We start from the raw sequence: 26,840 nt of genomic DNA, 5'->3' as shown, positions 1-26,840 counted from the left end.
TTCGGGTGCCCTGGGGCGGTCGGCCCCGGGCGGTCGCGTCAGCGACTCACATCATGTCTTCGATCTCGGCGGCGATCGGGTCGGCGTCGGTGCCGATGACGACCTGGATCGCGGTGCCCATCTTCACGACGCCGTGGGCGCCGGCGGCCTTGAGGGCGGCCTCGTCGACGAGGGCGGCGTCGGCGACCTCGGTGCGCAGGCGCGTGATGCAGCCTTCGACCTCTTCGATGTTGTCGATTCCGCCGAGCCCGGCGACGATCTTCTCAGCCTTGCTGGCCATGTGTTTCTCCCTGTCCGTTGCCGTCCGAAGACGCGTGAAGAACGTGAGTCTCGGCGTACCGATGGTCCGCTTTGTCACGGTAACCCACGGTTGGCCCAACCTCGCGAGCGAATGCCGCCGTTCTGCCGAATGATGACGATCACCGGCGGCCTGCCCGCGAGAGCCCCCGGGAGCCTATCGCAAGTGGTCTACACCAGTGTGCAACGACAGCCGGTCCCGGTTTGTTCCGGGTCGCGCCGGGTCCGGGGATCACCGGGTCCGGGAACCAGGGAGGACGTCGGATGAGTAGCGCCAGCGCCAGCGCCGCCGCCACACCGAAGAAGAAATCGATGTGGGGCGGCTTCTTCCAGGGGCTGCAGAAGATGGGCCGCAGCCTGCAGCTGCCCATCGCCGTACTGCCCGCGGCCGGCATCATCAACCGGCTCGGCCAACCGGACGTCTTCGGCGCCGACGGCCTCGGCTGGGACAACGTCGCCAAGGTCATGTCGGGCGCGGGCGGCGCGCTGCTCGACGGCAGCCTCGGCCTCCCGCTGCTGTTCTGCATCGGTGTCGCGATCGGCATGGCGAAGAAGTCGGACGGCTCGACGGCGCTCGCCGCGGTCGTCGGCTTCCTCGTCTACTACACGGTGCTGCGGCAGTTCCCGAAGGACTGCCCGACCGGCACGAAGGACATCGGCGGCGGCTGCCTGGGCACGGACGACGCCTTCGCGGGGTACACGTACCAGAACCCGGGTGTCTTCGGCGGCATCATCATGGGTCTGCTGGCGGCCTACCTCTGGCAGCGGTTCCACCGCACCAAGCTGGTCGACTGGCTCGGCTTCTTCAACGGCCGCCGGCTCGTCCCGATCATCATGGCCTTCGTCGGCATCGTCTTCGCCGCGCTCTGCCTGTGGATCTGGCCGCCGATCGGTGACGCCCTGGAGAGCTTCAGCGACTGGCTCGTCGGGCTCGGCGCCTGGGGCTCGGGCATCTTCGGTGTCGCGAACCGCGCGCTGCTCGTGATCGGCCTGCACCAGTTCCTGAACGTGCCCATCTGGTTCCAGTTCGGCACGTACACCAAGCCGGACGGCACCACGGTGCACGGTGACATCAGCATGTTCCTGGCGGGCGACCCGAACGCCGGTCAGTTCACCACCGGCTTCTTCCCGATCATGATGTTCGCGCTCCCGGCCGCGGCCCTCGCGATCACCCACACCGCCAAGCCGCACCGGCGCAAGGAGGTCGGCGGCCTGATGCTGTCGGTGGCGCTGACCTCGTTCGTCACCGGCATCACCGAGCCGCTGGAGTACTCGTTCCTCTTCATCGCGCCGCTCCTGTACGCGATCCACGCGGTGCTCACGGGTGTGTCGATGGGCGTGAGCTGGGCGCTCGGCGTGAAGGACGGCTTCAGCTTCTCGGCCGGTCTGATCGACTACGTGATCAACTGGAACCTGGCGACCAAGCCATGGATGATCATTCCGATCGGACTGTGCTTCGCGGTCGTCTATTACGTGATCTTCCGGTTCGCGATCACCAAGTTCAACCTCCCCACCCCCGGCCGCGAACCGGAGGAGCTGGAGGCGGAGATCGAGCGGGACAACACCAAGGCGTAGCCGCCCGCCCGGGATCCCTCCCGGATCCATCCCGGATCCAACCGGAGCCCTCCCGGAGCGCCCGCCCGGAGCCCGCGCCCAAACCCCGCCCGGAGCTCTCCGGAGGGCTTTCGGCCCGTCCCCGCGACCCTCGGAAGGCCCTCGGACCTCACGGTCCGGGGGCCTTTTGTCGTCGCCTGTCCGGCTATGGCTCAGCGCACAGAATTCGCAGGTTCCTTATCTATCTCTCACGTGCTACAACTGGTCTACACCACTCATTGGTGTAGACCACGCGGTCCAGACCACCGCGTTCCACGAGACGTCGCCGTCCCCCCTTTCACTGTCCTCTGGCGGCGCCTTGCCTACTGGAGGAAGTTGATGAGTACGGCCACCGCCCAGGCCGCCGCTCCCGCGAAGAAGCGCGGATCCGGCCTGTTCCAGGGCCTGCAGAAGGTCGGTCGCAGCCTGCAGCTGCCGATCGCCGTACTGCCGGCCGCGGGTATTCTGCTCCGTCTCGGCCAGCCGGACGTCTTCGGCAAGGACGGTCTCGGCTGGGACAAGGTCGCGTCGGTCTTCGCCACCGCGGGTGGCGCTGTCTTCGACAACCTGCCCCTGCTGTTCTGCATCGGTGTCGCGATCGGTTTCGCCAAGAAGGCCGACGGCTCCACCGCCCTCGCCGCCCTCGTCGGCTTCCTGGTCTACAGCAACGTGCTGAAGGCCTTCCCGATCACCGAGGCCGTGGTCAACACCACCGCCAACGACGGTGTCGACGTCGCCGCGACCTACAACAACCCGGGTGTCCTCGGCGGCATCCTGATGGGTCTGATCTCCGCGGTCCTGTGGCAGAAGTACCACCGCACCAAGCTCGTCGACTGGCTCGGCTTCTTCAACGGCCGCCGTCTGGTCCCGATCATCATGGCCTTCGTCGGCACCGCGATCGGTGTCTTCTTCGGCCTGGTCTGGGAGCCCATCGGCAACGGCATCTCCAGCTTCGGTGAGTGGATGACCGGCCTCGGCGCCGGTGGCGCCGGCCTCTTCGGCCTGATCAACCGCGCGCTGCTGCCCGTCGGCATGCACCAGTTCGTGAACACCGTCTCCTGGTTCCAGATCGGTGACTTCACCGACGCGGCCGGCAAGGTCGTCCACGGTGACATCGGCCGCTTCTTCGCCGGTGACCCGACCGCCGGTCAGTTCATGTCCGGCTTCTTCCCGATCATGATGTTCGGCCTCCCGGCCGCCGCCCTGGCCATCGCCCACGCCGCTCGCCCCGAGCGCCGCAAGGCCGTCCTCGGCATGATGCTCTCGCTGGCCCTGACCTCCTTCGTCACCGGTATCACCGAGCCGATCGAGTTCACCTTCATGTTCATCGCGCCGGTCCTCTACGTGATCCACGCGGTCCTGACCGCCATCTCCATGGCCGTCACCTGGGCCCTCGGTGTCCACGCGGGCTTCACCTTCTCGGCAGGCGCGATCGACTACCTGCTGAACTGGAACCTCGCGACCAAGCCCTGGATGATCATCCCGATCGGCCTCGTCTTCGCGGCCATCTACTACGTGGTCTTCCGCTTCGCGATCACCAAGTTCAACCTCACCACCCCGGGCCGCGAGCCCGAGGAGGAGATCGAGGACCTCACCAAGGCGTGAGCCTCACCGCAGTCCCCCGCACTCCCCGGTGCGACGGAAGGCCCCGGAACCTCATGGTTCCGGGGCCTTCCCCGTGTGCGCAGGGAGATGTACGGGATCAGACCTCGTAGACCGCGCCCGCCCGGGCCAGCTCCGCGGGCCCGGTGAACACCTCGCGCGCGTCCGCCAGGTTCCGCTCGCCGTCCGTCCACGGCGGGATGTGGGTGAGCACCAGGCGGCCCGCACCGGCGCGGGCGGCATGGGCACCGGCCTCGCGGCCGTTGAGGTGGAGGGCCGGGATGTCCTCCTTGCCGTACGTGAAGGACGCCTCGCAGAGGAAGAGGTCGACGCCGTCGGCCAGCTCCTCCAGGGCCTCGCACACCCCGGTGTCACCGGAATAGGCGAGCGAGCGCCCGCCGTGCTCGACCCGGATGCCGTACGCCTCGACCGGGTGGCAGACCTTCTCGGTACGGATCCGGAACGGGCCGATCTCGAACGCGCCGGACTTCAGGTCGTGGAAGTCGAAGACCTCGGCCATCGCGCCGGGCGACGGGGTGTCCGCGTACGCCGTGGTCAGCCGCTGCTCGGCGCCCTCCGGCGCGTACACCGGGATGGCGGCGCAGCGGCCGCCCTCGTGCCGGTAGTAGCGGGCGACGAAATAGCCGCACATGTCGATGCAGTGGTCGGCGTGCAGATGACTGAGGAAGATCGCGTCCAGGTCGTACAGACCGATGTGGCGCTGCAGCTCGCCCAGGGCGCCGTTGCCCATGTCGAGGAGCAGCCGGAAGCCGTCGGCCTCGACGAGGTAGCTCGAGCAGGCCGATTCCGCGGACGGGAACGACCCGGAGCAGCCGACGACGGTGAGCTTCATGGAGCGTGAACCTCCGTGGACAAGTGCGGAAAGCGCAGCGGAGATGGGGAGGTCGTGCGGTCAGTCGAGCGTACGGCGCGTGGCCGTCCGTCGCTCCTCGGTGGCGGCCCGTTGTGGGCGAACTCACGGGCTCTGTCACCGGTTCGGATGGATGGCGGGGCGTGACGGCGCCGTCGCGGGCGCGGCGGTACCGTCTTGAGGTATGGACACGTCGTCGGACGCCTCGTGGTGGCCCGCGCTCGTCGCGGTGGTGGTGCTGGCCCTGGTCGTGGCGCTCGCCGACGGCTGGCGCCGTTCGGGCCGTGGGCCGGGGCGGGGCGGCCGGCGACCGGGGCGCGGAGACCGGCGGCCGGGACGGCGGCCCGAGACCAGGACCCGCCCGCCGGGTGGTCCGGCGCGGCCGGGGGCCAGGCCCGCGCGGCTGCCGCGGGCGGGCGAGATCTGGTGGGCGGACGTGCCCTTCGAGGACGGGCCCGGGTCGAAGGACCGGCCCTGTCTGGTGCTCGCGCTGCGCGGGGACGACGTGCTGGTCGTCAAGATCACCAGCAAGTACCACGACGAGCGGCCCGGGGTGATCGCGCTGCCGCCGGGTTCGGTGGGCGACGCGCAGGGGCGGCCGAGCTTCCTGGAGACGGACGAGCTGCGCGAGGTGCCGGTGTGGCAGTTCCGGCGCCGGGTGGGGACGGCGGACCCGGTCGTGTGGGACCAGGTCCGCCATCTCGCGCGTTAGCTTCCAGCGCCCCGGATCGCTCCGAAGTCCCGGGGTGGCGTCACGCCCAGAGCTGGTCGTGCACCGCGGCGATGGCCTCTTCGGTGGTGGCGGCGGTGTAGACGCCGGTGGAGAGGTACTTCCAGCCGCCGTCGGCGACGACGAAGACGATGTCGGCGCTCTCGCCCGCCTTGACCGCCTTCGCGCCGACGCCGAGGGCCGCGTGCAGGGCCGCGCCGGTCGAGACGCCCGCGAAGATGCCTTCCTGCTGGAGCAGCTCGCGGGTGCGGGTGACGGCGTCGGCGGAGCCGACGGAGAAGCGGGTGGTGAGGACGGAGGCGTCGTACAGCTCGGGGACGAAGCCCTCGTCGAGGTTGCGCAGGCCGTAGACCAGGTCGTCGTAGCGCGGTTCGGCGGCGACGATCCGGACGTCGGGCTTGTGCTCGCGCAGGTAGCGGCCGACGCCCATGAGGGTGCCGGTGGTGCCGAGGCCCGCGACGAAGTGGGTGACGGACGGCAGGTCGGCGAGGATCTCCGGGCCGGTGGTCGCGTAGTGGGCGCCCGCGTTGTCCGGGTTGCCGTACTGGTAGAGCATCACCCAGTCGGGGTGCTCGGCGGAGAGCTCCTTGGCGACCCGGACGGCGGTGTTGGAGCCGCCCGCGGCGGGCGACGAGATGATCTCGGCGCCCCACATGGCGAGCAGTTGGCGCCGCTCCTCGCTGGTGTTCTCCGGCATGACGCACACGATGCGGTAGCCCTTGAGCCGGGCCGCCATGGCGAGCGAGATGCCGGTGTTGCCGCTGGTGGGTTCGAGGATGGTGCAGCCGGGGGTGAGCCGGCCGTCCTTCTCGGCCTGCTCGATCATGTGGAGCGCGGGGCGGTCCTTGACCGAGCCGGTGGGGTTGCGGTCCTCCAGCTTGGCCCAGATCCGGACGTCGTCCGAGGGGGAGAGCCGCGGCAGTCGGACGAGGGGCGTGTTGCCGACCGCCGCCAGCGGGGAGTCGTAGCGCATGTGGATCAGACCATGCCACCGGCGACGGCCGGCAGGATCGTGACGTTGTCGCCGTCGGTCAGCTTGGTGTCGATGCCGTCGAGGAAGCGGACGTCCTCGTCGTTCAGGTAGACGTTGACGAAGCGGCGGAGCTTGTCGCCGTCGACGATGCGCGCCTCGATCCCGGTGTGCCGGGTCTCCAGGTCGGTGAAGAGCTCGGCGAGGGTCCCGCCGCTGCCCTCGACGGCCTTGGCGCCGTCGGTGTAGGTGCGGAGGATGGTCGGGATGCGGACCTCGATGGCCATGGCGTGGGCTCCTGTCGGAAGGCTCGAAAGGCTGGGAAAGCTCGAAAGGCTCTGCGGGCGGGGGAGGCTCGGAACGCCGGAAGGGCGGGCCGGGCCGGTGTGCGGGGCGTGGGCCCTGCCGGGCGCGCACGGCGGGCGCCCCCGGGCGGGGGGGCGCGTGCGAGGTCTGGGTACGGGCTGAGGGCGGGGGCGCTGGGGGCCGGGCGGGCGGCTCAGCGCGCGGCGGTGCGCGGACACATCGCGCTGGCGAGGCGGCACAGGTCGACGTGCAGCCGCGCCACGAGCAGGGGTGTGCCCGGCGTCTCTTCGCTCACGTCGTGGGAAACCATGCGGTCATCGTATCGATTCCCGGTCCGGGTTTCGGAATGTGATCTCACATGGCGGACGAATCGCGTTCGCCAGGCGGACCGGAGAGATAGACGACGAGCGGTGTGCCGGTCCTCGGATGCGGGATGACCTCGGCTTCCACCTCGTAGACGGTGGCGAGCAGCTCCGCGTTCAGGACCTTCGCCGGGGTGCCCTCGGCGACGATCTCACCGGCCTTGAGGACGTACAGCCGGTCGCAGTAGGCCCCGGCGAGGGTCAGGTCGTGCAGGGCGAGGAGGTTGCTGGTGCCCAAGTGGCGGACGAGGCCGAGGATTTCCAGCTGGTAGCGGATGTCCAGGTGGTTGGTGGGCTCGTCGAGGACGAGCAGGTCCGGTGCCTGGACGAGGGCGCGGGCGACCAGGGCGCGCTGGCGTTCGCCGCCGGAGAGGGCGGGGTACGGGCGGTCGGCGAGGGCCTCGATGCCGACCCGGGCGAGCGCGGTGTCGGCGGCGGCCCGGTCGGCGGCGGTGTCGCCCTCCCAGAAGCGTTTGTGCGGGGAGCGGCCGAGGGCGACCAGTTCGCGGACGGTGAGGTCGAACTCGCCCGCGCTCTCCTGCGGCACGGTCGCCACCCGGCGGGCCCGCGCCTTCGGTCCCATGGTGTGCAGGTCGGCCCCGTCGAGCAGGGCGCGGCCGCTGCTGGGGGCGAGGGTGCCGTACACGCAGCGCAGCAGGGTGGTCTTGCCGCTGCCGTTGGGTCCGACCACGCCGACCGTCTCGCCGGGGCGGACGACCAGGTCGGCGGCGCGCAGCCGCTGCTCGTAGCCGAGGGATTCCAGGCGGAGTTCGGTCACGGCGCGGCTCCTTCGGGGCGGCGGCGCATCAGCCAGAGGAAGAACGGGCCGCCGATGAGGGCGGTGAGGACGCCGACCGGGATGTCCTGGGGGGCGGCGACGGTACGGGCGGCGAGGTCGGCCAGGACCAGGGCGAGCGCGCCGCCGAGCGCCGCGACCGGGAGCATCCGGCGGTGCGGGGCGCCGACCGCCATCCGGGCGGCGTGCGGGGCCATCAGGCCGATGAAGCCGACGGCGCCGCTGGCGGCCACCAGGACGGCGGTGACCAGGGAGGCGAGGACGAAGACGGCGGCCCGGAAGCGGGCGGTGTCGAGGCCGAGGACGGTGGCGCCCTCCTCGCCGACGAGCATCAGGTCGAGCGGCCGGGCGAGCGCCATGAGGAGCGCGATGCCGACGGCGAGGACGCAGGCGGGCAGCCAGAGGCTGTCCCAGCGGGCACTGCCGAGGCCGCCGAGGGACCAGAACAGCGCTTCCTGGAACTGTTCCGGCCGCCCGGCGACGACCAGGAGCAGGGTGGTGAGCGCGGACAGGATGTAGGAGACGGCGACCCCGGCGAGGACGAGCCGGGGCCCGGTCATGGTGCCGCCGCGGCGGGCGAGCCCGTACACGACGACGAGGGCGAGCAGCGCTCCGGCGAAGGCTCCGGCGGGCAGCGCGACGGTGGTGGTCACTCCCCCGGCGACGCCGAGGACGAGCACGAAGACCGCCCCGGCGGAGGCGCCGGAGGAGATGCCGAGCAGGAAGGGGTCGGCGAGCCGGTTGCGCACCAGGGCCTGCAGGACGGCGCCGACGACGGCGAGCCCGGCGCCGACGACGATCCCGAGCAGCACCCGGGGCAGCCGGACGTCGAGCACGATCGTGCGGTACGGGGATGCCTCGGCCCGCCCGGTCAGGGCGTCGAGCACCTGGCCGGGCGGGATGCGCACGGAGCCGAGCGCGAGGGCGGCGACGACGGCGACGGCGAGCAGGGCGAGCAGCCCGGCGACGACCGCCGGGTAGCGCAGCCGGTTCATGAAGCGGGCTGGGCGGCGGGGTGCAGCTGGTCGGCGAGCTTGGCGATCGCCCCGGGGGCGCGGACGCCGAGGACGGTGTCGGACAGCGGCAGGACGGCGAACCGGCGGTTCTTCACGGCGGGCACGTCGCGCAGCGCCGGGTCGTCAATGAGCCGCTTCTTCTTCTGTTCGACGGTGGTGGAGCCGTAGTCGTAGATCACGATGACCTCGGGCTTGCGGGCGACGACCTGCTCCCAGGTCGCGTCGCCGAAGGTCTTGTCGAGGTCGGCGAAGACGTTGCGGCCGCCGGCCCGGGTGATGATCTCGTTGCCGATGCCCTTGCCGCCCGCGGTGAACGCGGTCTTGTCGCCGCTGTCGTAGACGAAGACGGGCACCGGGGTGCGCTTGCCGAGGCGCTGCTCGGTGGCGGTGACGGTGGCGCGGGCCTGCGCGGTCCAGGCGCGGGCGCGGTCGGCGACGCCGAAGGTGCGGCCGACCTCGTCGATCTCGCGGTAGAGGTCGTCGAGGGAGGTGCGGCCGGTGGGGCAGTACTCGGTGTTGAGCCGGGTGTCGATGCCGAAGCCCTTGAGGTCGTCGCGGCCGCGGCCCGTCTTGGCGTCGAAGGCGGAGGCGTATCCGCCGTACACGAAGTCGGGGTCGGCGGCGAGCAGCGCCTCCTTCGACGGGTACTCCTTGGCGAGCACCGGGACGGCGTCGTACGCCTTCTTGTAGGCGGGGAGCACGGCGTCGTCGAGGTAGGCGGTGCCGACCAGGGACTTCTGCAGACCGAGGGCCAGCATCACCTCGGTGACGTGCTGGTTCATGGTGACGGCGCGCTTCGGCGGGGCCTGGTAGGTGGTGCTGACACCGCAGTTGACGACGGTGTACGGGAAGCCGGCGGCCTTCGCGGCGGGTGCGGCGGGCTTGTCGGCGCTGTCGGCGGCGGGGCTGCCGCAGGCGGCGAGCAGCGGGGCGGCCAGGGCGGCTATGAGGGCGAGCGCGGGCAGCGCGGGGCGACGCCGGGACATGGCGGAACGTGCCTCCTGACGGGGATTTCCACGTCCCCGGTCGGTGGTGCGAGAGGCGGCAGGTCAGTTCCTGGCTGGCGCCCCCGAAGGGGGCGGTCACAGTGGCGGGACCGCGCCGGATTCGTCACCGGCTTCCTGGGTCCTGCCGCCCGTAGGTCGCGGTCAGTCTCTCATTCGCCCGCTCAGGCATTCGCCCGGTCAGGCGTAGGACTCGACGACCTTGATCTCCTCCTCGGTCACGACGCCCTCGACGATCGTGTACGAGCGGAACTGGAAGGGTCCGGCGCCGTCGGTGTCGGCGGTGGAGACGAGGACGTAGTGCGCGTGCGGCTCGTTGGCGTAGGTGATGTCCGTGCGGGACGGGTACGCCTCGGTCGCGGTGTGCGAGTGGTAGACGATCACCGGCTCCTCGTCGCGGTCGTCCATGTCGCGGTAGAGCTTGAGCAGGTCGGCGGAGTCGAACTCGTAGAAGGTGGGCGAGCGCGCCGCGTTCAGCATCGGGACGAAGCGCTCGGGGCGCCCGCTGCCCGCCGGTCCCGCGACCACGCCGCATGCCTCGTCGGGGTGGTCCGCGCGGGAGTGTTCCACGATCTGGTCGTACAGGGCTCGGGTGATGGTCAGCATGCCGACAGGATAAGCAGCCGGGCCGCTCCGTACCGAGGAATGGTACGAAGCGGCCCGGATGCTGAGATTGTGCAGGTCAGGAGCGCTTGGCGAAGGCACTGCCCTCGGGGTTGCGGGCCTTGAGCACCAGGTAGGCGACGGCGAGCACGAGGCCCCAGACCGGCGCGCCGTACAGCGCGACCCGGTTGTCGGCGTCCATCGCCATCGTCACGATCACCATGGCGATGAAGGCGAGCGAGAAGACGCTGAGCCAGATGCCGCCGGGCGCCTTGAACGAGGACTGCGGCAGCTCGCCCCGGTCGGCCTTGAGGCGGTAGCGGATCTGGCAGATCAGGATGACGATCCAGGCCCACATGCCGGAGATGGTGGCGAAGGAGACGACGTAGTTGAACGCCTCGCCGGGCCACTGGTAGTTGATCCAGACGCCGACCATCATCAGCGCGGCGGAGACGGTGGTGCCGACCAGCGGGGTGCCGGACTTCGTCAGCCGGGTGAAGGCCTTCGGGCCCTGCCCGTTGAGCGCGAGGTCGCGCAGCATCCGGCCGGTGGAGTACATGCCGGAGTTGCAGGAGGAGAGCGCGGCGGTCAGCACGACGAAGTTGACGATCGCGGCGCCGACGCCGAGGCCCATCTTCTCGAAGGCGGCGACGAACGGGGAGACGCCCGGCTTGAACTCGGTCCACGGCACGACCGACAGGATCATGATCAGCGCGCCGACGTAGAAGACGGCGATGCGCCACGGCACGGTGTTGATGGCCTTCGGCAGGACGGTCTTCGGGTCCTTGGACTCGCCCGCGGTGACGCCGACGAGCTCGACGGCGAGGAACGCGAACATGACCATCTGGAGGGTCATCAGGGTGGAGAAGATGCCGTCCTTGCCGGCGAAGAAGCCGCCCTGGTCCCACAGGTGGGTGACCGAGGCGGTGTCGCCCGCGTCGGAGAAGCCCAGGGTCAGGATGCCGGCGCAGATCAGGATCATGCCGACGATCGCGGTGACCTTGACCATGGAGAACCAGAACTCCAGCTCACCGAAGAGCTTCACGGAGATCAGGTTGGCGCCGTACAGGATGACGGTGAAGACGAGCGCGGACAGCCACTGCGGGATGTCCCACCAGTACGTCATGTAGGTGGCGGCGGCGGTGACTTCGGTGATGCCGGTGACGACCCAGAACAGCCAGTAGGTCCAGCCGGTGACGAAGCCCGCGAAGGGGCCGATGAACTCCCGGGCGTACTCCGAGAAGGAGCCCGACACCGGGCGGTACATGAGGAGCTCGCCGAGCGCCCGCATGATGAAGAAGATGACGAGGCCCGCGGCCGCGTACGCGAGGATCAGGCTGGGTCCCGCGATCGAGATGCCCTTGCCCGCGCCCAGGAACAGGCCGGTGCCGATGGCGCCGCCGATCGCGATCATCTGGATCTGGCGTGCGCCGAGTGCCCGGTGGTAGCCCTCGCCCGACGTGGTGTCCCCGGCCTCATTGCCGTCGTGCTGCTGGTCGACCTGCACTGAGGTCATGGTGGTGCGCCTTTCTCCATGCTGATCCGCGCACGGCCCCTCGGGCCTTCGGTGCAGCGGACCAGGTCCTGATCCCCCCGGATGTGGAATGGAGTGCCACCGGCGGTCAGCCGGTCCAAGCGCCCCCGGGAACAGGGGTGGCGTCCCCGGGTGGTCGTGAAGATTTATCACGCGGTTCACGGTGATCGACCGCGATGCATGTGACCCGGGTCACCAAAAGGGCAGGGCAAATCGGACCCAAGAGGGCAAGGGGGTCACTTGGATAACGTATTCGTTATCCGGATTTGAGCGTCCGCTGAGCGAACACCGTGCCGACTACGGCATCAGCGTCTCGACGAGCGACTCCTGGAGCGTGCCGAGCCAGAGGTACGCCATCACCATCGGCTTGCGCTCGTCGTCGTCCGGCAGCCGGTACAGCTGCTCGCTCTCCTCGTCGTCGGTGACCTCCAGGCGGGTGCCGATGGTCAGCCGGAGGTCGTTGAGCGCGCCGAGCCAGGCCCGGGACTCGTCCGGGCTCAGCTTGAGGATGCCGCCGCCCTCGCCCGCCGTGTCCCCGGCGGCCAGGTCGAGGCTGCGCACCATGGCGTGGGCGTCGTCGCGCTTGCGGGTCCGCAGGTCGTTCTCGGTGAAGCGGCGGAACTCGGCGGTGGCCTGGCGCAGTTCGTCGGTGTCGTCCGCGTACGCGTCGGGGAACAGCCGGTGCAGCGCCGGGTCGGCGGGCGGTTCGCTCGGGCCCTCGGCGAACAGCGCGGCGAGCGGGTCGGCGTCCTCGGCCGGCTCGTCGCCGGGGCCGATCAGCTCCATCAGCTGGACGGCGAGCGAGCGCAGGATGGAGATCTCGACCTCGTCGAGCGCGACGGCGGCGCCGCCGTCGGGCAGGGTCTCGAAGCGGCCCGCCATCAGCCGCGGTCCTGGGTGAGCGTGGCCCACAGGCCGTAGCCGTGCATGGCCTGCACGTCGCGTTCCATCTCCTCGCGGGTGCCACTGGAGACGACCGCGCGGCCCTTGTGGTGCACGTCGAGCATGAGCTTGTGCGCCTTGTCCTTGGAGTAGCCGAAGTACGCCTGGAAGACGTAGGAGACATAGCTCATCAGGTTGACCGGGTCGTTGTGCACCAGGGTCACCCAGGGCACGTCCGGTTCGACGACGGCGGAGACCTCCTCGGCCGACTCGGTCCGCTCGATCTCGATAGGCGCAACACTCACTTGTCCCATGCTGCCACCCCGGGGCCCCGGTCGCACAAACGGGTCCGCGCGCCGGTCCCGCCGTCGGCCCCGACCCCGCGGCCGACCCCGCGGCCGACCCCTTGGTCGGCCCGCCCCCGAGCCCCTATTCGTCAGATTGACGAATAGTGCGCTAGCATCCCGGTTATGAACGCTGCGGACCTTGGGCACGAGAGCGGTGGCGGGCGGCGCGTCGGCGTCCCGTCGACGGCGCTCTTCACCGACCAGTACGAGCTGACCATGCTGCGGGCGGCCCTCCGGGCCGGGACGGCGGACCGCAGGTCCGTCTTCGAGGTCTTCACCCGCCGGCTGCCCGAGGGGCGGCGCTACGGCGTCGTCGCGGGCACCGGCCGGGTCCTGGACGCCGTGGAGAACTTCCGTTTCGACCCGGAGGTGATCGGCTTCCTGCGCGAGCGCGGCATCGTCGACGAGCCGACCCTCGACCGGCTCGCCGGCTTCCGCTTCTCCGGCGACATCTGGGGCTACCCCGAGGGCGAGGTGTACTTCCCCGGCTCGCCGCTGCTGCGGGTCGAGGGCTCCTTCGCCGAGTGCGTGCTCCTGGAGACCGTCATCCTGTCGATCCTCAACCACGACTCGGCGATCGCCGCCGCCGCCTCCCGGATGTCGGCCGCCGCGGGCGGCCGACGGCTGATCGAGATGGGCGCCCGGCGCACCCACGAGCTGGCCGCCGTCGCCTCGGCCAGGGCCGCCTACGTGGGCGGCTTCGACTCCACCTCCGACCTGGCGGCCGGGTTCCGCTACGACATCCCGACCGTCGGCACCTCCGCGCACGCCTTCACCCTGCTGCACGACACCGAGCGGGACGCCTTCACCGCGCAGGTCGACTCGCTCGGCCGGGGCACCACCCTGCTCGTCGACACCTACGACGTCGCCGAGGCCGTCCGTACCGCCGTCGAGGTGGCGGGCCCGGAGCTCGGCGCGGTCCGGATCGACTCCGGCGACCTGCTCCTGGTGGCGCACCGGGTGCGGGCGCAGCTGGACGAGCTCGGCGCCACCGAGACCAAGATCGTGGTCACCTCTGACCTCGACGAGTACGCCATCGCCTCGCTGGCGGCGGCGCCGGTCGACGCGTACGGGGTGGGCACCCAGCTCGTCACCGGCAGCGGCCACCCGACCTGCTCGATGGTCTACAAGCTGGTCGCCCGGGCCTCGTCGGCCGATCCGGAGGCCCCGCTGACGCCGGTCGCGAAGAAGTCGGCGGGCGGCAAGGTGTCGGTCGGCGGCCGCAAGTGGGCGGCCCGCCGGACGGACGCCGCCGGGGTCGCCGAGGCCGAGGTGATCGGCACCGGTCCGGTGCCGCCGGAGCTGGTCGACCGGCAGCTCCTGGTCGAGCTGGTGAAGGGCGGCGACGTGGTGGGCCGTGAGCCGCTGGCCGCCGCCCGGGCCCGGCACACCGCGGCCCGCGCGGCGCTGCCGATGTCCGCCGTGCAGCTCTCGCGCGGCGAGCCGGTGCTGCCGACCGAGTACGTGTGAGCCCGGGTGAGCACCCGGGCGGGCGCGCCGGTGAGCCGGGCGCACCTGACATACGTGTGACGGAGTAGTACGGAGCAGCGGCGAGCCTTCGAGCGCCCCCTCCCGCTGGGCGGGGGAAGTCTCTAGGCTCGCCCGGAAGGCTCGAAAGGCTCGACCCCGACCCCCCGCCCGCTCTCGGCAAGGACACCCGCCATGCACCGCGCATTGATCGTCGTGGACGTTCAGAACGACTTCTGCGAGGGCGGCAGCCTCGCCGTGGCGGGGGGTGCCGATGTCGCCGCCGCCGTGACCGAACTGGTCGGGGCGGCGGGCGGCGGCGCCTACCAGCACGTGGTGGCCACCCGTGACCACCATGTCGATCCGGGCGATCACTTCTCGGAGCACCCCGACTACGTCACGTCCTGGCCCCGGCACTGCGTGGCCGGTACCGAGGGCGTCGGCTTCCACCCGAACTTCGCCCCGGCCGTCGCCAGCGGCGCGGTCGACGCGGTCTTCGACAAGGGCGCGTACGAGGCCGCGTACAGCGGGTTCGAGGGGCACGACGAGAACGGCAGCACGCTCGCCGACTGGCTGCGCGCCCGGAAGGTCGGCGAGGTCGACGTGGTCGGCATCGCGACCGACCACTGTGTGCGGGCGACCGCGCTCGACGCGGCCCGCGAGGGTTTCCGGGTGCGGGTGCTGCTCGATCTGACGGCCGGGGTGGCGCGGGAGACCACCGAGCGGGCGCTGGACGAGCTGAGCGCGGCGGGCGTGACCCTGACGGGGCGGCCTGTCGTCGCCTCGTAGGGCGCCGACCGGCGGTTTCCTCCGCTGCCGAGGGCGGTGGCCCGGCCCGCGCGGTTACGCGGCGGGGGCCACGGGGGCCTTCGGCAGCGAACGTATCGGGTGCCAGAGCTCCTGGGCGGCCGTGCCGCGCCACAGCATGCCGTCCGGGTGGTGCAGGACGGCGGTGATCTCGTCCGGGGTGGGCGGCTCGGTGTTGCCGCGCAGATAGACCGCCCGCAGTCCGAGGTTCCGCAGCCTGGTCAGGGCGCGGGCACGGTTGGCGGCGTGCACGAGGAAGCGGACGGTGGCGCCGTCTCCGGCCGGACTCGGCAGTCCGATGGCCACGACGACGCTGCCTCCCGGCAATCTGCAGAACCCTCCGTTGGGCATGCGGAACCACTCCCCCGTGGATCGACTGTCAATAAGGTCGGACGACCGAGGCCGTAAGACGCACCTAAACACGATCGGCCGCCGCCCGCTAGGGGGCGACGGCCGATCATGGTTTGACCTGCGGTGATGCAGGAGAATTCGCCGTTACTTCACCGAGGGGCCGACCTGGACCGTGACGGTCTGGCCGTCCTTCGGCTCCTTGACGACCTGGATCTTGGTGTTGGTGTCAGTTACCTGGACACCGGCGCGCGGGTTGTCGGCGAACCAGTACACGCCCTTCTTGTCGTCGAACACCGGGTTGCCGGCCTGCGACGGCACCCAGGTCGGCTCGCCGGCCTTGTGCAGCTGGAAGCCGTCGGTGCGGGCGATCGTGAACGGCGAGTCGTACGCCTGGACGCGGTTGCGCATCAGGGTGCCGTCACGCCACTTCAGCGTGCTCGGGTGCGAGTCGATCGGCAGGACGAGGCCCTTGCCCGGGTGCTGGGAGGTGTTGTTGTCCTTCTGGGACAGGTCCCACTTCCAGATCAGCAGACCGTTCTGGTAGGCGTAGTGCTCGACCCAGCTGGCCTTGTCGCCGGTGAAGCCGAAGTTGTACGGGCCGACCTTGAGGGTCTTGTCGTACGAGACGTACTGGCGGTTCTCCGCGATGTAGTACTGCTCGTACTCCTTGGAGAAGCCCTTGCCGATGCGCGAGAAGCCCTTGGCGACCCAGCCGTTGTCACCGTTCTCGGCGTTGTCCGAGAAGACGGCGGCACCGTCGGCGGTCAGCGAGATGGCGTCGGCGGTGAAGCCCTTGCCGCCCGCGCCGCCGTCCGTCTGGTAGCGGAAGCGGAGGTCGAACTTCTTGCCCGCGTAGCCGTTGAGGTCGTAGACCAGCTTCTGGTACGCGCCGGAGACACCGGTCAGGGCCGGGGCGCCGGAGGCGTCCTTCTGGAGCGGCTTGCCGTTGGCGGTGCCGTCCAGGGCGGTCCAGTTGGCGCCACCGTCGGTGGAGACCTCGGCGTACAGGAAGTCGTAGTCCTGCTCGATGTCGTACCAGCCCTGGAGCTCCAGGGAGGCCGCGCTCTTGCCGGACAGGTCGACCGGGCGGGTCAGGGTGTTCTTGAGGTCGTCACCCATGTTGCTCCACCACTGGGTGGCACCCTCGGCGGGGGCCACGACGTCGGTGGTGACGGCCTTCTTCGGCAGCTCGACGACGAGCGCCTGCGGCAGCTTGGTGTTGTACGCCGAGACGCCCAGCTTGTGGGTCGTCTTGGTGCCGCGCTGCCAGTCGTTGACCTTGGCGTAGTTCAGCCAGCCGAGCTGCAGCTTGTCCCAGGCGCTCATGTCGCCGGGGAGGTCGCCGATCGCGTCCTTGCCGGTGCCCAGCCAGGAACCCGAGGACATCAGGGTCCAGAAGCCGGTCGAGTTCTCGCCGCCCGCGGTGTCGTAGTGGTCCGGCAGACCGAGGTCGTGGCCGTACTCGTGGGCGAAGACGCCGAGGCCGCCGTTCTCCGGCTGCATCGTGTAGTCGCCGACCCAGATGCCCGTGTTGCCGATCTGGGTACCACCGGACTTGTTGCCCGCCGGGCCGGTCTTGCCGGCGTCGGTGCCGTACGCGTACCAGCGGTGCGCCCACAGCGCGTCGGGGCCCTGCACGCCGCCGCCGGCCGACTCGTCCTCGCCCGCGTGGACGATCTGGAAGTGGTCGATGTAGCCGTCGGGCTCGTTGAAGTTGCCGTCACCGTCGAAGTCGTAACGGTCCCACTGGTCGTACTGCGCCAGGTCGGCCTTGATCTGGGCGTCGGTGCGGCCCTTGGCCTTCTGGTCGGCGGCCCACGCGGTCACACCGTCGCGGACGGTGTCCCACACGTTGGTGCAGTTGGACGAGCCGCAGTAGTTCGAGCCGTAACGGGCCTCGTTGTACGGGACCTTGACCCAGTCCGTGACACCGCCGTCGACCGAGTAACGGCCCGAGGAGGTCTTCTCGTAGTAGGTCTTCAGGGACTCCTTCGGCTGGCCCTTCTTGTCCTTGCCGGTGCCGAAGTAGAGGTCCTGGAAGTGCTGCTTGTTGTAATCCGCCTGCCAGGCCGTGGAGTTGTCGACCGCACGGTCCGGCTTGGCTATCTGGTTGTGCAGCGGGCCGGGCTGGCCACCGAACTTCGGCTTCAGCTCGTCGGTGTCGTCGTCCTTGCGGTCGATCAGGGTGGTGTTGTCCACCTGGTCGCCGAACTCGACGAGGATCGTGAAGATCTTGTCGGTCTTCTCGCGGCCGAGCTCGACGTACTTCTTGTCGTCGAGCTTCACGACCTGCGAACCGTTGCGGCGCTCCGCCTTGGACTCGCCCTTGAGCACCTGCTCGATGGCGGCCTTGCGGGCCTGGTCCTGCTGGCGGCTGTAGGGGCCGTCCAGGTCGTGGTCGACCGCGAGCTTGTCGACCGCTGCGGTCCGCGCCGCGGCGGCCGCCGGAGCGGAGCCGTGGTCGTCGGCCCAAGCGGTACCGAAGGTCGAAGCGGTGGCGGCGGTGGCGGCGAGCGCCACGACGACCGCGGACGCACGAAGCGCCCGTCGTCTGTTGGTCACTTGTTTCTGTCCTCCCCGGGCGCACCTCACCCGGCGGATCGTGGTGGGGTGTCCGCCGTGCGGGTGACGCGTCACAAGTGACGACATTCGACCGGAGTTGAAGCAGAAAAGACAGATCTTGACTTGGACAGACCAACTGCACTATGCAGGAGCGGGTTTCCGATAGTCGAACATGGCACGAACTTTCCCCGGCCAGGTGTGCGACGAATGCGGGACGATCGTGCGCCCTTGCGCCCCCCGTGCCTCCCACCGTGGGTGAGGTCACGCTTACTTCCGGTGTCGCTCGGGCATCCACCGTCGTAGAGTCGCAACCGCCACGCGCCCCCGAGGGACGGTAACCGCCATGCAGCGACCGAAACCCGCACAGCTCGCCTACGGTTCGGCCACGGTCGTGCTCTCCGCCGTCGCCCTGTTGCTGCTCTCCGGCACCACCACGATCCTGGGCATCACGGCGATCTGTGTCGCCTGTCTGATGCTCGGAGTGCTGGTGGCGGTGACGATGCCGGTGCGGGCGCGGCACGTCAAGACTCCGGACACGAGTTCCGGAACTGCCGTCGTGAGCATCGGCGAAGCCCCCGGGGACGAAGCGATCCGGGTGCCGGCCGCGCCCGTGGGCGCGGGCGCCGACACCCGGATCGCTTCGTAGCCTTCGCGGCCCGGCCGGACTAGCTCGGCACGGAGACGACGACGGTTTTGGCCGCCTTGTCGTGCAGACCCTGCTTGTACGGCTTGTCCACCAGGATCAGGATGAGCAGCAGCAGCGGCCACAGACAGGCGCAGCAGATCAGCGCGGGCAGCCACAGCACGACGGCGCGGATCAGCGAGGTGTTCATCGGCGGGGTGGAGCCGTCGTTGAGCATGGCGACCCGCAGCTTCATCCACTTCTTGCCGAGGGTCTGCCCGTTCTTCGCGGTCATCACGGTGTCGTAGGCCACGTAGGCGACGATCGTGATCAGCTGGAAGACCAACTGCCCGCCGCCGTTGAGGCTGTTGACCGTGTCGTCCCAGTCGTTGCCGTTCCCGGTCCGGTCGTAGACCTTGAACGGGATGCCGATGATCGCCAGCGGCACCGCGATGATCAGGAAGTCGATGATCCGGGCGATGATCCGCTTGCCCGACTCGGCGAGCGGCGGCATCCCGGAGAGCGGATCGGTCCCGCCGTACGGCCCGCCCGCCCCGGCGCCCCCGTAGGGGTCACCTCCGCCCCCGTACGGCGGGGGCGGTGGGGGCGGCATCCGGTCGTACGGGCTGCCGCCACCGGGCGGGCTGCCCGGCGGGGTGCCCTGCGGCGGGTCGTACGGGCTGCCGCCACCGGGCGGCGGTCCTGGCGGGGTGCCCGGCGGGGGCTGCTGCCCCGACGGCGGTGGCGGATCCTGCGGCCTCTTCAGGAACGGATCGTCCTCCGGCGGCTGACCCGGGGGCGGCGGCGGCTGATCGTTGCTCATGGGGGCAGTGCATCGCGGGCACCGGGCACCCGCAATCGAACGCCCCCCGTTCGGGGGACGACACGCCCCGGGTGGCGCAGCGGGCGGTCGGAGCCGCGGTCGGCGGGCGCCGCTCAGCGGGCGACGAAGGTGCGGGCCGCCTTGTCGTGCCAGCACTGCCGCCACGGCCGGTCGAACAGACACCACACGACGTTCAGGACGCCGATCCCGAGCAGTCCGAGCACCGCGTACAGCAGCCAGCGGCGCAGCGCCGCCCCGAACCGGGGCGGCTGGTGGCCCTCGATGTCCAGGACCTCGATGCCGCACAGCTTCTTGCCGAGCGTGCGCCCCCACTTGGCGGTCGGCACCGCCTCGTACACCACGCCGAGGAGGAGGAACGCGGCGAGCACGATGCCGAACTGCACCGAGGTGGTGCCGTCGAGCAGCCACACCTGCACGGTGACGCCGGACTGCTTGGCCGCCTCGATCTTCTCGTCGATGTGGTCGAGGGCGGCGGTCACGAAGGGGTACGAGACGGCGCCGACGAGCGCCCCGAGCACCACGCCGTCCACCAGCCGGGCGAGCAGCCGCCGCCCGAGCCCGGCGGGCCTGGCCGCGGCCTGCGCCCGGGCCGCCGCCGCGAACACGTCCTCGGTGGGCGGCTTCCACGGCACGACGGGCGGCGCGGCGCCCTCCCGCGCGCCGGGGGCGGGCGGGGTGGCGGTCTGGGCCTGGGCCTGGGCCTGGGGCTGCGGGCTCCAGGGGGTCGGCGTGAGGGGCATCCCGCCGAGCCGCTGACCGGGCAGGGCCTCGGGGGTGGGTGCGGGGGTCGGGGAAGGAGTGGGGGTCGGGGCGGGCGCGGGCGCGGGGGAAGGCGTGGCGGCCTGGGCCGGGGTGCCGCCCGCCGCGGGCCAGACCGGGGTGACCGGGGCCGCCGGAGCCGCTGCCGGTACGGGCGCCTGGGCCTGGGCGGGCGCTTGAGGCTGCGCCTGGGCGGGGGGCTGCGCCTGGGCGGGCGCGGGCCAGACGGTCGCGGCGCGCGGGTCGGCCGTCGGGGTGTCCTGGGGCGCGCCCCAGGACACCCGCTGGTCGCGTTCGCCGCCGAAGCCGGTCTGCCGGGCGGTGCTGGCCTGCCAGGCGGAGACGGCCCCGGACTCCGACCGCTCGGGCAGCTCGGGGTGCTCCGGACGCTCCGGCTGCGGGACCTCGTCGAAGAAGTGCGGTCCGGTCTCCTCGACCGCCGGGGCGGCCGGGACGCCCGCCGGGGCCTGCGGCGCGACCGGCAGGACCGGCGCGGGGGCCGGGCTCGGCGCCAGCTGCGGCGCGGCCGCGACCGGCGGGGCCGGCAGCAGCTCGCCCTCCCGGGGAGCCGGACGGCTCGTACCGGGCACCCAGGCGCCGCCGTTCCAGTAGCGGACGTACCCCGGAATCGACGGGTCCGGGTAGTAGCCCGCCTGCGGTACGTCTCCGCCGCCTCCGGGAGGAGTAGCCACTGCCCCGACTCCGTTCAGTCACAACGTCTTTGTCCGGCCTGGCGGGCTCCGACCGCGCCACGCCCCAGGGAGGACAGTAACGAAGAACGCCGCCGCAGGGAGAAAGAGCCCGCGAGAAGCCCACGATCCGGCCCGCCTTCGGGCGCCGGACACCGATTTTCGTCACCGAACGTGATCCTCGGCCCTGCGCCCGGGGCCCTGACGGGGGCCGCCGAAAAAAACTCCGGAAAGTTTCGCGAAGTCGCGTCATGGTTCGGCCCGACCCCTCTCTCTCCTGGTGAAGGCCCGACCGGGGCCCCTGGGCGAAAGGCGTCACGCCATGCAGAACACCGACAACAACAACGTCGTCGAGCGCGAGCTGGAGCTGAAGCTCGTCCTCTCCCCCGAGCGCTCGATCCCCGTCCCCGCGCGGCTCGCCTACCGGGTCGACGACCCGTACGCCGTCCACATCACCTTCCACATCGGCTCCGAGCACCCGGTCAACTGGACCTTCGCCCGCGAGCTGCTCGTCGAGGGCGTGTTCCGCGCGTGCGGCCACGGTGACGTGCGGATCTGGCCGACGAAGGTGGACGGCCGGAGCGTGATCCTGATGGCGCTGTCGTCGCCGGACGGGGACGCGCTCCTGGAGGCGCCGTCCGCGCAGGTGTCCGCGTGGCTGGAGCGGACCCTGCGCGTGGTCCCGCCGGGCACCGAGACCGAGCAGCTCAGCATCGACGACGGGCTCGCCGACCTCCTCGCCACCACCTTCGTGGCGGACGAGCTGTGGCTGCGCGACCCGTGGCCGTCGGACGAGTCCACGGACGGCGACCTGTGACCCCGTACCGGACCTCGATCAGACGCCCGTACCCGACCCCGTACCGGATCCCGTACCGGATCCCGATGCTCCGGCGTTCCCTCCGGTCAGAACAACTTGCCCGGGTTCAGCAGGCCCAGCGGGTCGAAGGTCCGCTTGATACCCCGCTGCAACTCCACGCCCACCGGCCCCAGCTCCCTCGCCAGCCACTCCTTCTTCAGTACGCCCACCCCGTGCTCCCCGGTGATGGTGCCGCCGAGCGCGAGCCCGAGCGCCATGATCTCGTCGAAGGACTCGCGCGCCCGGCGCGACTCGTCCTCGTCGGCCTGGTCGAAGCACACCACCGGGTGGGTGTTGCCGTCGCCCGCGTGCGCGCAGACGCCGATGGTGAGGTCGTACTTCGCGGCGATCGCCGTCGTGCCCGCCAGCATCTCGGCGAGCCGGGTGCGCGGCACGCACACGTCGTCGATCATCGTGGCGGACTTGATGGTCTCCAGGGCGGTGAGCGAAAGACGCCTGGCCTGGAGCAGCAGTTCGGACTCGGCGGCGTCCTCGGCCGGGACCACCTCGGTCGCCCCGGCGGCCCGGCACAGCTCCGCGACCGCCGCCAGATCGGACGCCGGGTCGGCGGTGTCGAACGCGCACAGGAGCAGCGCCTCGGTGGTGTCGGGCAGCCCCATGTGCGCGAGCCGGTTGACGGCCTGGACGGTGGTGCGGTCCATCAGTTCGAGGAGCGACGGCGTATGGCCACGCTCCATGATCGTGCAGACGGCGGCGCAGGCGGCCTCGGCCGAGGAGAACTCGGCGGCGAGCGCGAGCTGCGCGGGCGGCTGCGGGCGCAGCGCGAGCACCGCGCCGACGACGATGCCGAGGCTGCCCTCGGAGCCGACGAACAGCCGGGTCAGGTCATAGCCCGCGACGCCCTTCGCGGTGCGGCGCCCGGTGCGCAGGAGCCGCCCGTCGGCGAGGACGACGTCGAGCCCGAGCACGTACTCGGCGGTGACCCCGTACTTCACGCAGCACAGCCCGCCGGACGCGGTGCCGATGTTGCCGCCGATGGTGCACATCTCCCAGCTGGACGGGTCCGGCGGGTAGTACAGGCCCTGCTCGGCGACGGCCCGGGAGAGCACGGCGTTGACGACGCCCGGTTCGACGACGGCGATCCGGTCGACCGGGTTGATCTCGATGATCCTGTCCATCCTGACCAGCGAGAGCACCACGCAGCCGTCGGAGGCGTTGGCGGCGCCGGACAGGCCCGTGCGGGCGCCCTGCGGGACGACCGGGACGCGCAGTTCGGTCGCGACGCGCATCACGTGCTGGACCTGTTCGACGGTGCGCGGCAGCACGACGGCGGCGGGCCGTCCGGCGGCGCAGAAGCTCGCCATGTCGTGGGCGTAGGCGGCGGTCACGTCGGGGTCGGTGAGCACGGCCTCCGCCGGGAGCCCGGCGCGCAGCCGTTCGTGCAGCAGCTCGTGCGGTCGGGCGGGGTCCACGGGGTGGGTGGCTTCCTTCCCGGTGTCCACGGGGTGGGGATCGTTCGTGTGCTGAAGATCGTCCATACGTCCAGCGTGGCACCCGGGGCCATCGGTGTGAACCCGCCGGGGCGGGCGCTCGTGTGCTCTTCGTACAGCCGGGTCCGGGCGCACAGTGAGCGCCATGAAGACCGAGAACGTGTCGCGGGCGGTGCTCGCGGGCGGTGCGGCGGCGGTCCTCGCGGCGACCGCGCTGCTGTACGTCCCCGAGCTGATCGGCCGGAACCCGCCGCCCCCGCCCGGTCCCGCCGAGCGCGCGGCGGACGCGGCGCACGCGGGGGCGCAGGCGGCGCTGCCGGATCTGGCCGCGTTGATCGGCGACCGGGAGACGTGGCTGCGGGCGCACCCGGCTGACGACGCCTCATGGGCGGTGCTCGCCGCCGCGTACACCGAGCGGGGGCTGCGCCGCGCGGACCCGGCGGACCTGCCGCGCGCGGAGGCCGCCGTGAAGCGGTCGCTCGCGGCGCGCGGCGCGGCGGCCGGGAACCTGGACGCGCAGATCGCCCTGGCGGCGCTCGCGAACGCCCGCGGCGACTGGGCGGGCGCGAAGGTGTGGGGCGAGCGGGTGCGGAAGGCGGCGCCGAAGCGCTGGACGGCGTACCCGGTGCTCATCGACGCGTACAACGGGCTCGGCGACTACAAGGCGGCGGGCAAGGCGACGGAGACGCTGACCGAGCTGCACTCGGGCGCGGCGGTCAGCGGCCGGAACGCGCAGCTGTTCCGTGACCGGGGCTGGCGGGAGGACGCCGGGGCGACCGCGCAGGACGCGGTGGCGCTCGCGGAGAGCGGCGCGGACAAGGCGGCGGCGCTGACCCGGCTGGGGGATCTGGCCTGGGAGCGCGGCGAACCGGCGGAGGCGGCGGCGCAGTACGGGGCGGCCCTCGGGCTCGTACCGGAGCACGGTCCGGCGCTCGCCGGGCGGGCCAGGACGCACGCGGCGCTCGGCCGGGGCCGGGACGCGGTCCGCGACTGGCGGGCGGCGGTGGAGCGGCTGCCGCTGCCCGAGTACCTCCTTGAGGCGGCCGAGCTGAACGAGTCGCTGGGCCTGGACGGCGACGCCCGGGCCCTGTACGAGCGGGCCCGCACGGTGGCGGGCGCCCCCGGCGCGCCCTGGCCGGGCGGCGAGGTCGCCCTCGGTCTGCTCGACGCCGACCACGGCGACCCGGCCGACGCGGTCCGCCTGCTGCGCGCCGCCTGGGGCCGCGGCCACCGCTCGGTGCAGGTCGCGGACGCGCTGGGCTGGGCCCTGTTCCGTACCGGCGAGCCGAAGGAGGCCCTGCCGTACGCCAAGCGCGCCACGGACGAGGGGCTGCGCAGCGCCCTGTTCAGCTACCACCGGGGCGAGATCGAGCGGGCCCTTGAGGACTACGGTCCGGCCCGCCGCCATCTCGCGGAGGCGCTGCGGATCAACCCGGCGTTCTCGCCGCTGCTCGCGCCGCGCGCGAAGGAGGCGGTGGCGGCGCTCGGCGATCCCCCGGACGAGCTGCCGAAGGAGCTGCCGAAGGAGCCGCGTTCCGAGGATCCCGCGGCGCGGCAGTCGTCGGGCGCGAAGGCGAACGCCTCGAAGCCGAAGGCTTCGCAGGGGAACGGCTCGCGTACGGGGGGCGGCGCGGCGCGGCCGTGATCGAGGGGTCATGGGGCCTGGGCGCCCCGGGCGGGTCCCCCGTGCCCGCCCGGGGCATGGCGGGGGCCCGGCCCCGTCGGTGCGGGCCGGGCCCCCGGGATCGGGTGGCAGCCGTCAGAGGTTGCCGCGGCGCTCCTGCTCGCGCTCGATCGCCTCGAACAGGGCCTTGAAGTTGCCCTTGCCGAAGCCCATGGAGCCGTGCCGCTCGATCATCTCGAAGAAGACGGTCGGGCGGTCCTGGACCGGCTTGGTGAAGATCTGCAGCAGGTAGCCGTCCTCGTCGCGGTCGGCGAGGATCTTCAGCTCGCGCAGCGTGTCGATCGGCACCCGGGTGTCGCCGACCCACTCGCCGAGGGTGTCGTAGTACGAGTCGGGGGTGTCGAGGAACTGCACGCCCGCGGCCCGCATCGCGCGCACGGTCGCCACGATGTCGTTGGTGGCGAGGGCGATGTGCTGGACGCCCGCGCCGCCGTAGAACTCCAGGTACTCGTCGATCTGCGACTTCTTCTTCGCGATCGCCGGCTCGTTGATCGGGAACTTCACCTTGAGGGTGCCGTCCGCGACGACCTTCGACATCAGCGCCGAGTACTCGGTCGCGATGTCGTCGCCCACGAACTCCTTCATGTTCGTGAAGCCCATGACCTTGTTGTAGAAGCCGACCCACTCGTTCATGCGGCCGAGCTCGACGTTGCCGACGCAGTGGTCGATGGCCTGGAAGGTGCGCTTGGCCGGCGGCTCGACGATCGGCGTGGCGGCGGCGAAGCCCGGCAGGTAGGGGCCGTCGTAGCGGGTGCGCTCGACCAGGGTGTGCCGGGTCTTGCCATAGGTGGCGATGGCGGCGAGGACGACCGTGCCGTGCTCGTCGGAGACCTCGTGCGGCTCGGTCAGACCGGTGGCGCCCTGCTCGACGGCGTAGGCGTACGCGGCGCGGGCGTCCGGCACCTCGATGGCGAGGTCCACGACCCCGTCGCCGTGCGCGGCGACGTGCTCGGCGAGGAAGGTGCCCCACTCGCCGCTCGCCTTGATGACAGAGGTGAACACGAACCGGGCGGAGCCGTTGGTGAGGACGTAACTGGCGGTCTCCCGGCTGCCGTTCTCCGGTCCGGAGTAGGCGACCAGCTTCATGCCGAAGGCCGTCGAGTAGTAGTGCGCGGCCTGCTTGGCATTGCCGACGGCGAAGACGACCGCGTCCATTCCCTTCACCGGGAAGGGATCGGCCTCACGCGCGGTGGAAGGGGTGTGCTGCAGGGTCTCAGTCATGACAGCAGCGTCCCGCCGCTCAGCAGGGTGCGCAATAGTTGTCCGATCCTCTGGTCAATCTGACCAGCGTGACGCCAGTATGGCCGTGCGACTTGTACAGGATGACCATCAGGAGGGCGTCGTGGCGATCGATCATCTGGACGGGCGGCTCATCGTGCTCCTCGCCCGTGAACCCCGGATCGGGGTCCTGGAGGCGTCCCGCCGCCTCGGCGTGGCGCGCGGCACGGTGCAGGCCCGGCTCGACCGGCTTCAGTCGAATGGAGTCATCAGCGGATTCGGCCCCCAGGTCGACCCCGCGGCCCTCGGCTACCCGGTGACCGCGTTCGCCACCCTGGAGATCAAACAGGGCCAAGGCGCCGACGTACGGGGCCACTTGGCGACCGTCCCGGAGGTCCTGGAGCTGCACACCACGACCGGCCACGGCGACATGCTGTGCCGCCTGGTGGCCCGCTCCAACGCCGATCTCCAGCGGGTGATCGACCGGGTTGTCGGTTTTGATGGCATCGTCCGGGCCTCCACGGCGATCGTCATGGAGAACCCGGTCCCCCTGCGGATCATCCCGCTGGTGGAACAGGCCGCGGCGGACCAGCCGCCGCGGTGACCGAAGCGGCGGC

At 71.3% G+C, this 26,840-nt stretch carries 27 protein-coding genes and 1 riboswitch; of the genes, 9 read left to right on the top strand and 18 right to left on the bottom strand.

Annotated elements, in window-relative coordinates; genetic code table 11:
• Positions 1 to 46: 46 nt before the first annotated feature.
• On the bottom strand, positions 47 to 280 hold the full coding sequence (locus ACIPXM_RS21415) for a glucose PTS transporter subunit EIIB (RefSeq protein ID WP_030497534.1): 234 nt from the start codon (positions 278 to 280) through the stop codon (positions 47 to 49).
• A gap of 281 nt (positions 281 to 561) precedes the next feature.
• Here ACIPXM_RS21415 and ACIPXM_RS21410 point away from each other — a divergent pair, with 281 nt between their 5' ends.
• Both ACIPXM_RS21410 and ACIPXM_RS21405 read left to right on the top strand, forming a co-directional pair.
• Positions 562 to 1,872, top strand: coding sequence for a PTS transporter subunit EIIC (locus tag ACIPXM_RS21410; RefSeq protein WP_401657637.1), 1,311 nt, complete (start codon positions 562 to 564; stop codon positions 1,870 to 1,872).
• A 357-nt stretch (positions 1,873 to 2,229) separates the two neighbouring features.
• Positions 2,230 to 3,495 carry a PTS transporter subunit EIIC gene (locus ACIPXM_RS21405; protein WP_401657635.1) on the top strand — a complete coding sequence of 422 codons (1,266 nt, stop codon included), beginning with the start codon at positions 2,230 to 2,232 and terminating at the stop codon, positions 3,493 to 3,495.
• A gap of 97 nt (positions 3,496 to 3,592) precedes the next feature.
• On the opposite strand, the gene ACIPXM_RS21400 is transcribed toward ACIPXM_RS21405, so the two are convergent.
• A complete protein-coding gene (locus ACIPXM_RS21400) occupies positions 3,593 to 4,345 on the bottom strand; it encodes an MBL fold metallo-hydrolase (RefSeq protein ID WP_401657633.1) in 753 nt (250 codons plus the stop codon).
• Between the two features lie 202 nt (positions 4,346 to 4,547).
• On the opposite strand from ACIPXM_RS21400, the gene ACIPXM_RS21395 reads away from it, so the two are divergent.
• Positions 4,548 to 5,075, top strand: a complete 528-nt coding sequence (locus tag ACIPXM_RS21395) for a type II toxin-antitoxin system PemK/MazF family toxin (RefSeq protein ID WP_401657631.1) — start codon at positions 4,548 to 4,550, stop codon at positions 5,073 to 5,075.
• Between the two features lie 40 nt (positions 5,076 to 5,115).
• Here the strand turns inward: ACIPXM_RS21395 and ACIPXM_RS21390 are convergent, their stop codons facing one another.
• From ACIPXM_RS21390 to clpS, 10 genes are all read right to left on the bottom strand, one after another.
• Positions 5,116 to 6,066, bottom strand: a complete 951-nt coding sequence (locus ACIPXM_RS21390) for a PLP-dependent cysteine synthase family protein (protein ID WP_401657629.1) — start codon at positions 6,064 to 6,066, stop codon at positions 5,116 to 5,118.
• 5 nt (positions 6,067 to 6,071) lie between these two features.
• A complete protein-coding gene (locus tag ACIPXM_RS21385) occupies positions 6,072 to 6,350 on the bottom strand; it encodes a MoaD/ThiS family protein (RefSeq protein ID WP_401657627.1) in 279 nt (92 codons plus the stop codon).
• 212 nt (positions 6,351 to 6,562) lie between these two features.
• Positions 6,563 to 6,679 carry a putative leader peptide gene (locus ACIPXM_RS21380; protein ID WP_401657625.1) on the bottom strand — a complete coding sequence of 39 codons (117 nt, stop codon included), beginning with the start codon at positions 6,677 to 6,679 and terminating at the stop codon, positions 6,563 to 6,565.
• Between the two features lie 44 nt (positions 6,680 to 6,723).
• Positions 6,724 to 7,509, bottom strand: coding sequence for an ABC transporter ATP-binding protein (locus tag ACIPXM_RS21375; RefSeq protein WP_401657623.1), 786 nt, complete (start codon positions 7,507 to 7,509; stop codon positions 6,724 to 6,726).
• The gene (locus ACIPXM_RS21370) at positions 7,506 to 8,522 is read right to left on the bottom strand and encodes a FecCD family ABC transporter permease (protein ID WP_401657621.1); all 1,017 of its coding nucleotides are present in this window, start codon (positions 8,520 to 8,522) and stop codon (positions 7,506 to 7,508) included. Before ACIPXM_RS21370 ends, ACIPXM_RS21375 begins: the two co-directional genes overlap by 4 nt.
• Positions 8,519 to 9,529, bottom strand: coding sequence for an ABC transporter substrate-binding protein (locus ACIPXM_RS21365; protein WP_401657619.1), 1,011 nt, complete (start codon positions 9,527 to 9,529; stop codon positions 8,519 to 8,521). The genes ACIPXM_RS21370 and ACIPXM_RS21365 overlap by 4 nt, the downstream gene beginning before the upstream one ends.
• Positions 9,530 to 9,593: 64 nt before the next feature.
• Positions 9,594 to 9,667: riboswitch (cobalamin riboswitch) on the bottom strand.
• Between the two features lie 60 nt (positions 9,668 to 9,727).
• Positions 9,728 to 10,153, bottom strand: a complete 426-nt coding sequence (locus ACIPXM_RS21360; protein ID WP_401657617.1) for a Mov34/MPN/PAD-1 family protein — start codon at positions 10,151 to 10,153, stop codon at positions 9,728 to 9,730.
• A 76-nt stretch (positions 10,154 to 10,229) separates the two neighbouring features.
• Positions 10,230 to 11,666, bottom strand: coding sequence for an amino acid permease (locus ACIPXM_RS21355; protein ID WP_401657615.1), 1,437 nt, complete (start codon positions 11,664 to 11,666; stop codon positions 10,230 to 10,232).
• A 315-nt stretch (positions 11,667 to 11,981) separates the two neighbouring features.
• On the bottom strand, positions 11,982 to 12,566 hold the full coding sequence (locus ACIPXM_RS21350; protein ID WP_401657613.1) for a DUF2017 domain-containing protein: 585 nt from the start codon (positions 12,564 to 12,566) through the stop codon (positions 11,982 to 11,984).
• Entirely contained in the window at positions 12,566 to 12,880 is a 315-nt protein-coding gene (gene clpS / locus ACIPXM_RS21345; RefSeq protein ID WP_401657611.1) for an ATP-dependent Clp protease adapter ClpS, read from the bottom strand. Before clpS ends, ACIPXM_RS21350 begins: the two co-directional genes overlap by 1 nt.
• Positions 12,881 to 13,036: 156 nt before the next feature.
• Between clpS and ACIPXM_RS21340 the strand changes: the two genes are divergently transcribed.
• Together ACIPXM_RS21340 and ACIPXM_RS21335 are read left to right on the top strand one after the other, a co-directional pair.
• Positions 13,037 to 14,383: a nicotinate phosphoribosyltransferase gene (locus tag ACIPXM_RS21340; protein ID WP_401657609.1), complete on the top strand. Its 1,347-nt coding sequence runs from the start codon at positions 13,037 to 13,039 to the stop codon at positions 14,381 to 14,383.
• A 192-nt stretch (positions 14,384 to 14,575) separates the two neighbouring features.
• Positions 14,576 to 15,169 (top strand): isochorismatase family protein, encoded by a 594-nt coding sequence (locus ACIPXM_RS21335; protein ID WP_401657607.1) that lies wholly within the window; start codon positions 14,576 to 14,578, stop codon positions 15,167 to 15,169.
• Between the two features lie 54 nt (positions 15,170 to 15,223).
• Here the strand turns inward: ACIPXM_RS21335 and ACIPXM_RS21330 are convergent, their stop codons facing one another.
• The gene (locus ACIPXM_RS21330; protein ID WP_401657605.1) at positions 15,224 to 15,538 is read right to left on the bottom strand and encodes a hypothetical protein; all 315 of its coding nucleotides are present in this window, start codon (positions 15,536 to 15,538) and stop codon (positions 15,224 to 15,226) included.
• A gap of 144 nt (positions 15,539 to 15,682) precedes the next feature.
• Positions 15,683 to 18,100, bottom strand: coding sequence for an immune inhibitor A domain-containing protein (locus tag ACIPXM_RS21325; RefSeq protein WP_401657603.1), 2,418 nt, complete (start codon positions 18,098 to 18,100; stop codon positions 15,683 to 15,685).
• A gap of 343 nt (positions 18,101 to 18,443) precedes the next feature.
• Between ACIPXM_RS21325 and ACIPXM_RS21320 the strand changes: the two genes are divergently transcribed.
• Positions 18,444 to 18,746, top strand: a complete 303-nt coding sequence (locus tag ACIPXM_RS21320; RefSeq protein WP_401657601.1) for a hypothetical protein — start codon at positions 18,444 to 18,446, stop codon at positions 18,744 to 18,746.
• 19 nt (positions 18,747 to 18,765) lie between these two features.
• On the opposite strand, the gene ACIPXM_RS21315 is transcribed toward ACIPXM_RS21320, so the two are convergent.
• A complete protein-coding gene (locus ACIPXM_RS21315; protein WP_401657599.1) occupies positions 18,766 to 19,545 on the bottom strand; it encodes an RDD family protein in 780 nt (259 codons plus the stop codon).
• 113 nt (positions 19,546 to 19,658) lie between these two features.
• Positions 19,659 to 21,017 (bottom strand): RDD family protein, encoded by a 1,359-nt coding sequence (locus ACIPXM_RS21310; RefSeq protein ID WP_401657597.1) that lies wholly within the window; start codon positions 21,015 to 21,017, stop codon positions 19,659 to 19,661.
• Between the two features lie 319 nt (positions 21,018 to 21,336).
• On the opposite strand from ACIPXM_RS21310, the gene ACIPXM_RS21305 reads away from it, so the two are divergent.
• Complete coding sequence (locus tag ACIPXM_RS21305; protein WP_401657595.1) at positions 21,337 to 21,831, top strand: SsgA family sporulation/cell division regulator; 495 nt, start codon at positions 21,337 to 21,339, stop codon at positions 21,829 to 21,831.
• An 86-nt stretch (positions 21,832 to 21,917) separates the two neighbouring features.
• Here the strand turns inward: ACIPXM_RS21305 and ACIPXM_RS21300 are convergent, their stop codons facing one another.
• Complete coding sequence (locus tag ACIPXM_RS21300; RefSeq protein ID WP_401657593.1) at positions 21,918 to 23,369, bottom strand: FAD-binding oxidoreductase; 1,452 nt, start codon at positions 23,367 to 23,369, stop codon at positions 21,918 to 21,920.
• 97 nt (positions 23,370 to 23,466) lie between these two features.
• Between ACIPXM_RS21300 and ACIPXM_RS21295 the strand changes: the two genes are divergently transcribed.
• The gene (locus ACIPXM_RS21295; RefSeq protein ID WP_401657591.1) at positions 23,467 to 24,966 is read left to right on the top strand and encodes a tetratricopeptide repeat protein; all 1,500 of its coding nucleotides are present in this window, start codon (positions 23,467 to 23,469) and stop codon (positions 24,964 to 24,966) included.
• A 114-nt stretch (positions 24,967 to 25,080) separates the two neighbouring features.
• Here ACIPXM_RS21295 and hppD read toward each other — a convergent pair whose 3' ends face one another.
• Complete coding sequence (gene hppD, locus ACIPXM_RS21290; RefSeq protein WP_401657589.1) at positions 25,081 to 26,226, bottom strand: 4-hydroxyphenylpyruvate dioxygenase; 1,146 nt, start codon at positions 26,224 to 26,226, stop codon at positions 25,081 to 25,083.
• Between the two features lie 121 nt (positions 26,227 to 26,347).
• Here hppD and ACIPXM_RS21285 point away from each other — a divergent pair, with 121 nt between their 5' ends.
• Positions 26,348 to 26,827 carry an Lrp/AsnC family transcriptional regulator gene (locus ACIPXM_RS21285; protein ID WP_401657587.1) on the top strand — a complete coding sequence of 160 codons (480 nt, stop codon included), beginning with the start codon at positions 26,348 to 26,350 and terminating at the stop codon, positions 26,825 to 26,827.
• Positions 26,828 to 26,840: the final 13 nt, after the last annotated feature.

This window comes from Streptomyces sp. NPDC090025, assembly GCF_044748125.1.
Classification (GTDB): domain Bacteria; phylum Actinomycetota; class Actinomycetes; order Streptomycetales; family Streptomycetaceae; genus Streptomyces.
Note: the sequence above shows the minus strand (reverse complement) of the source record. Positions and strands in the feature narration are given on the sequence as shown.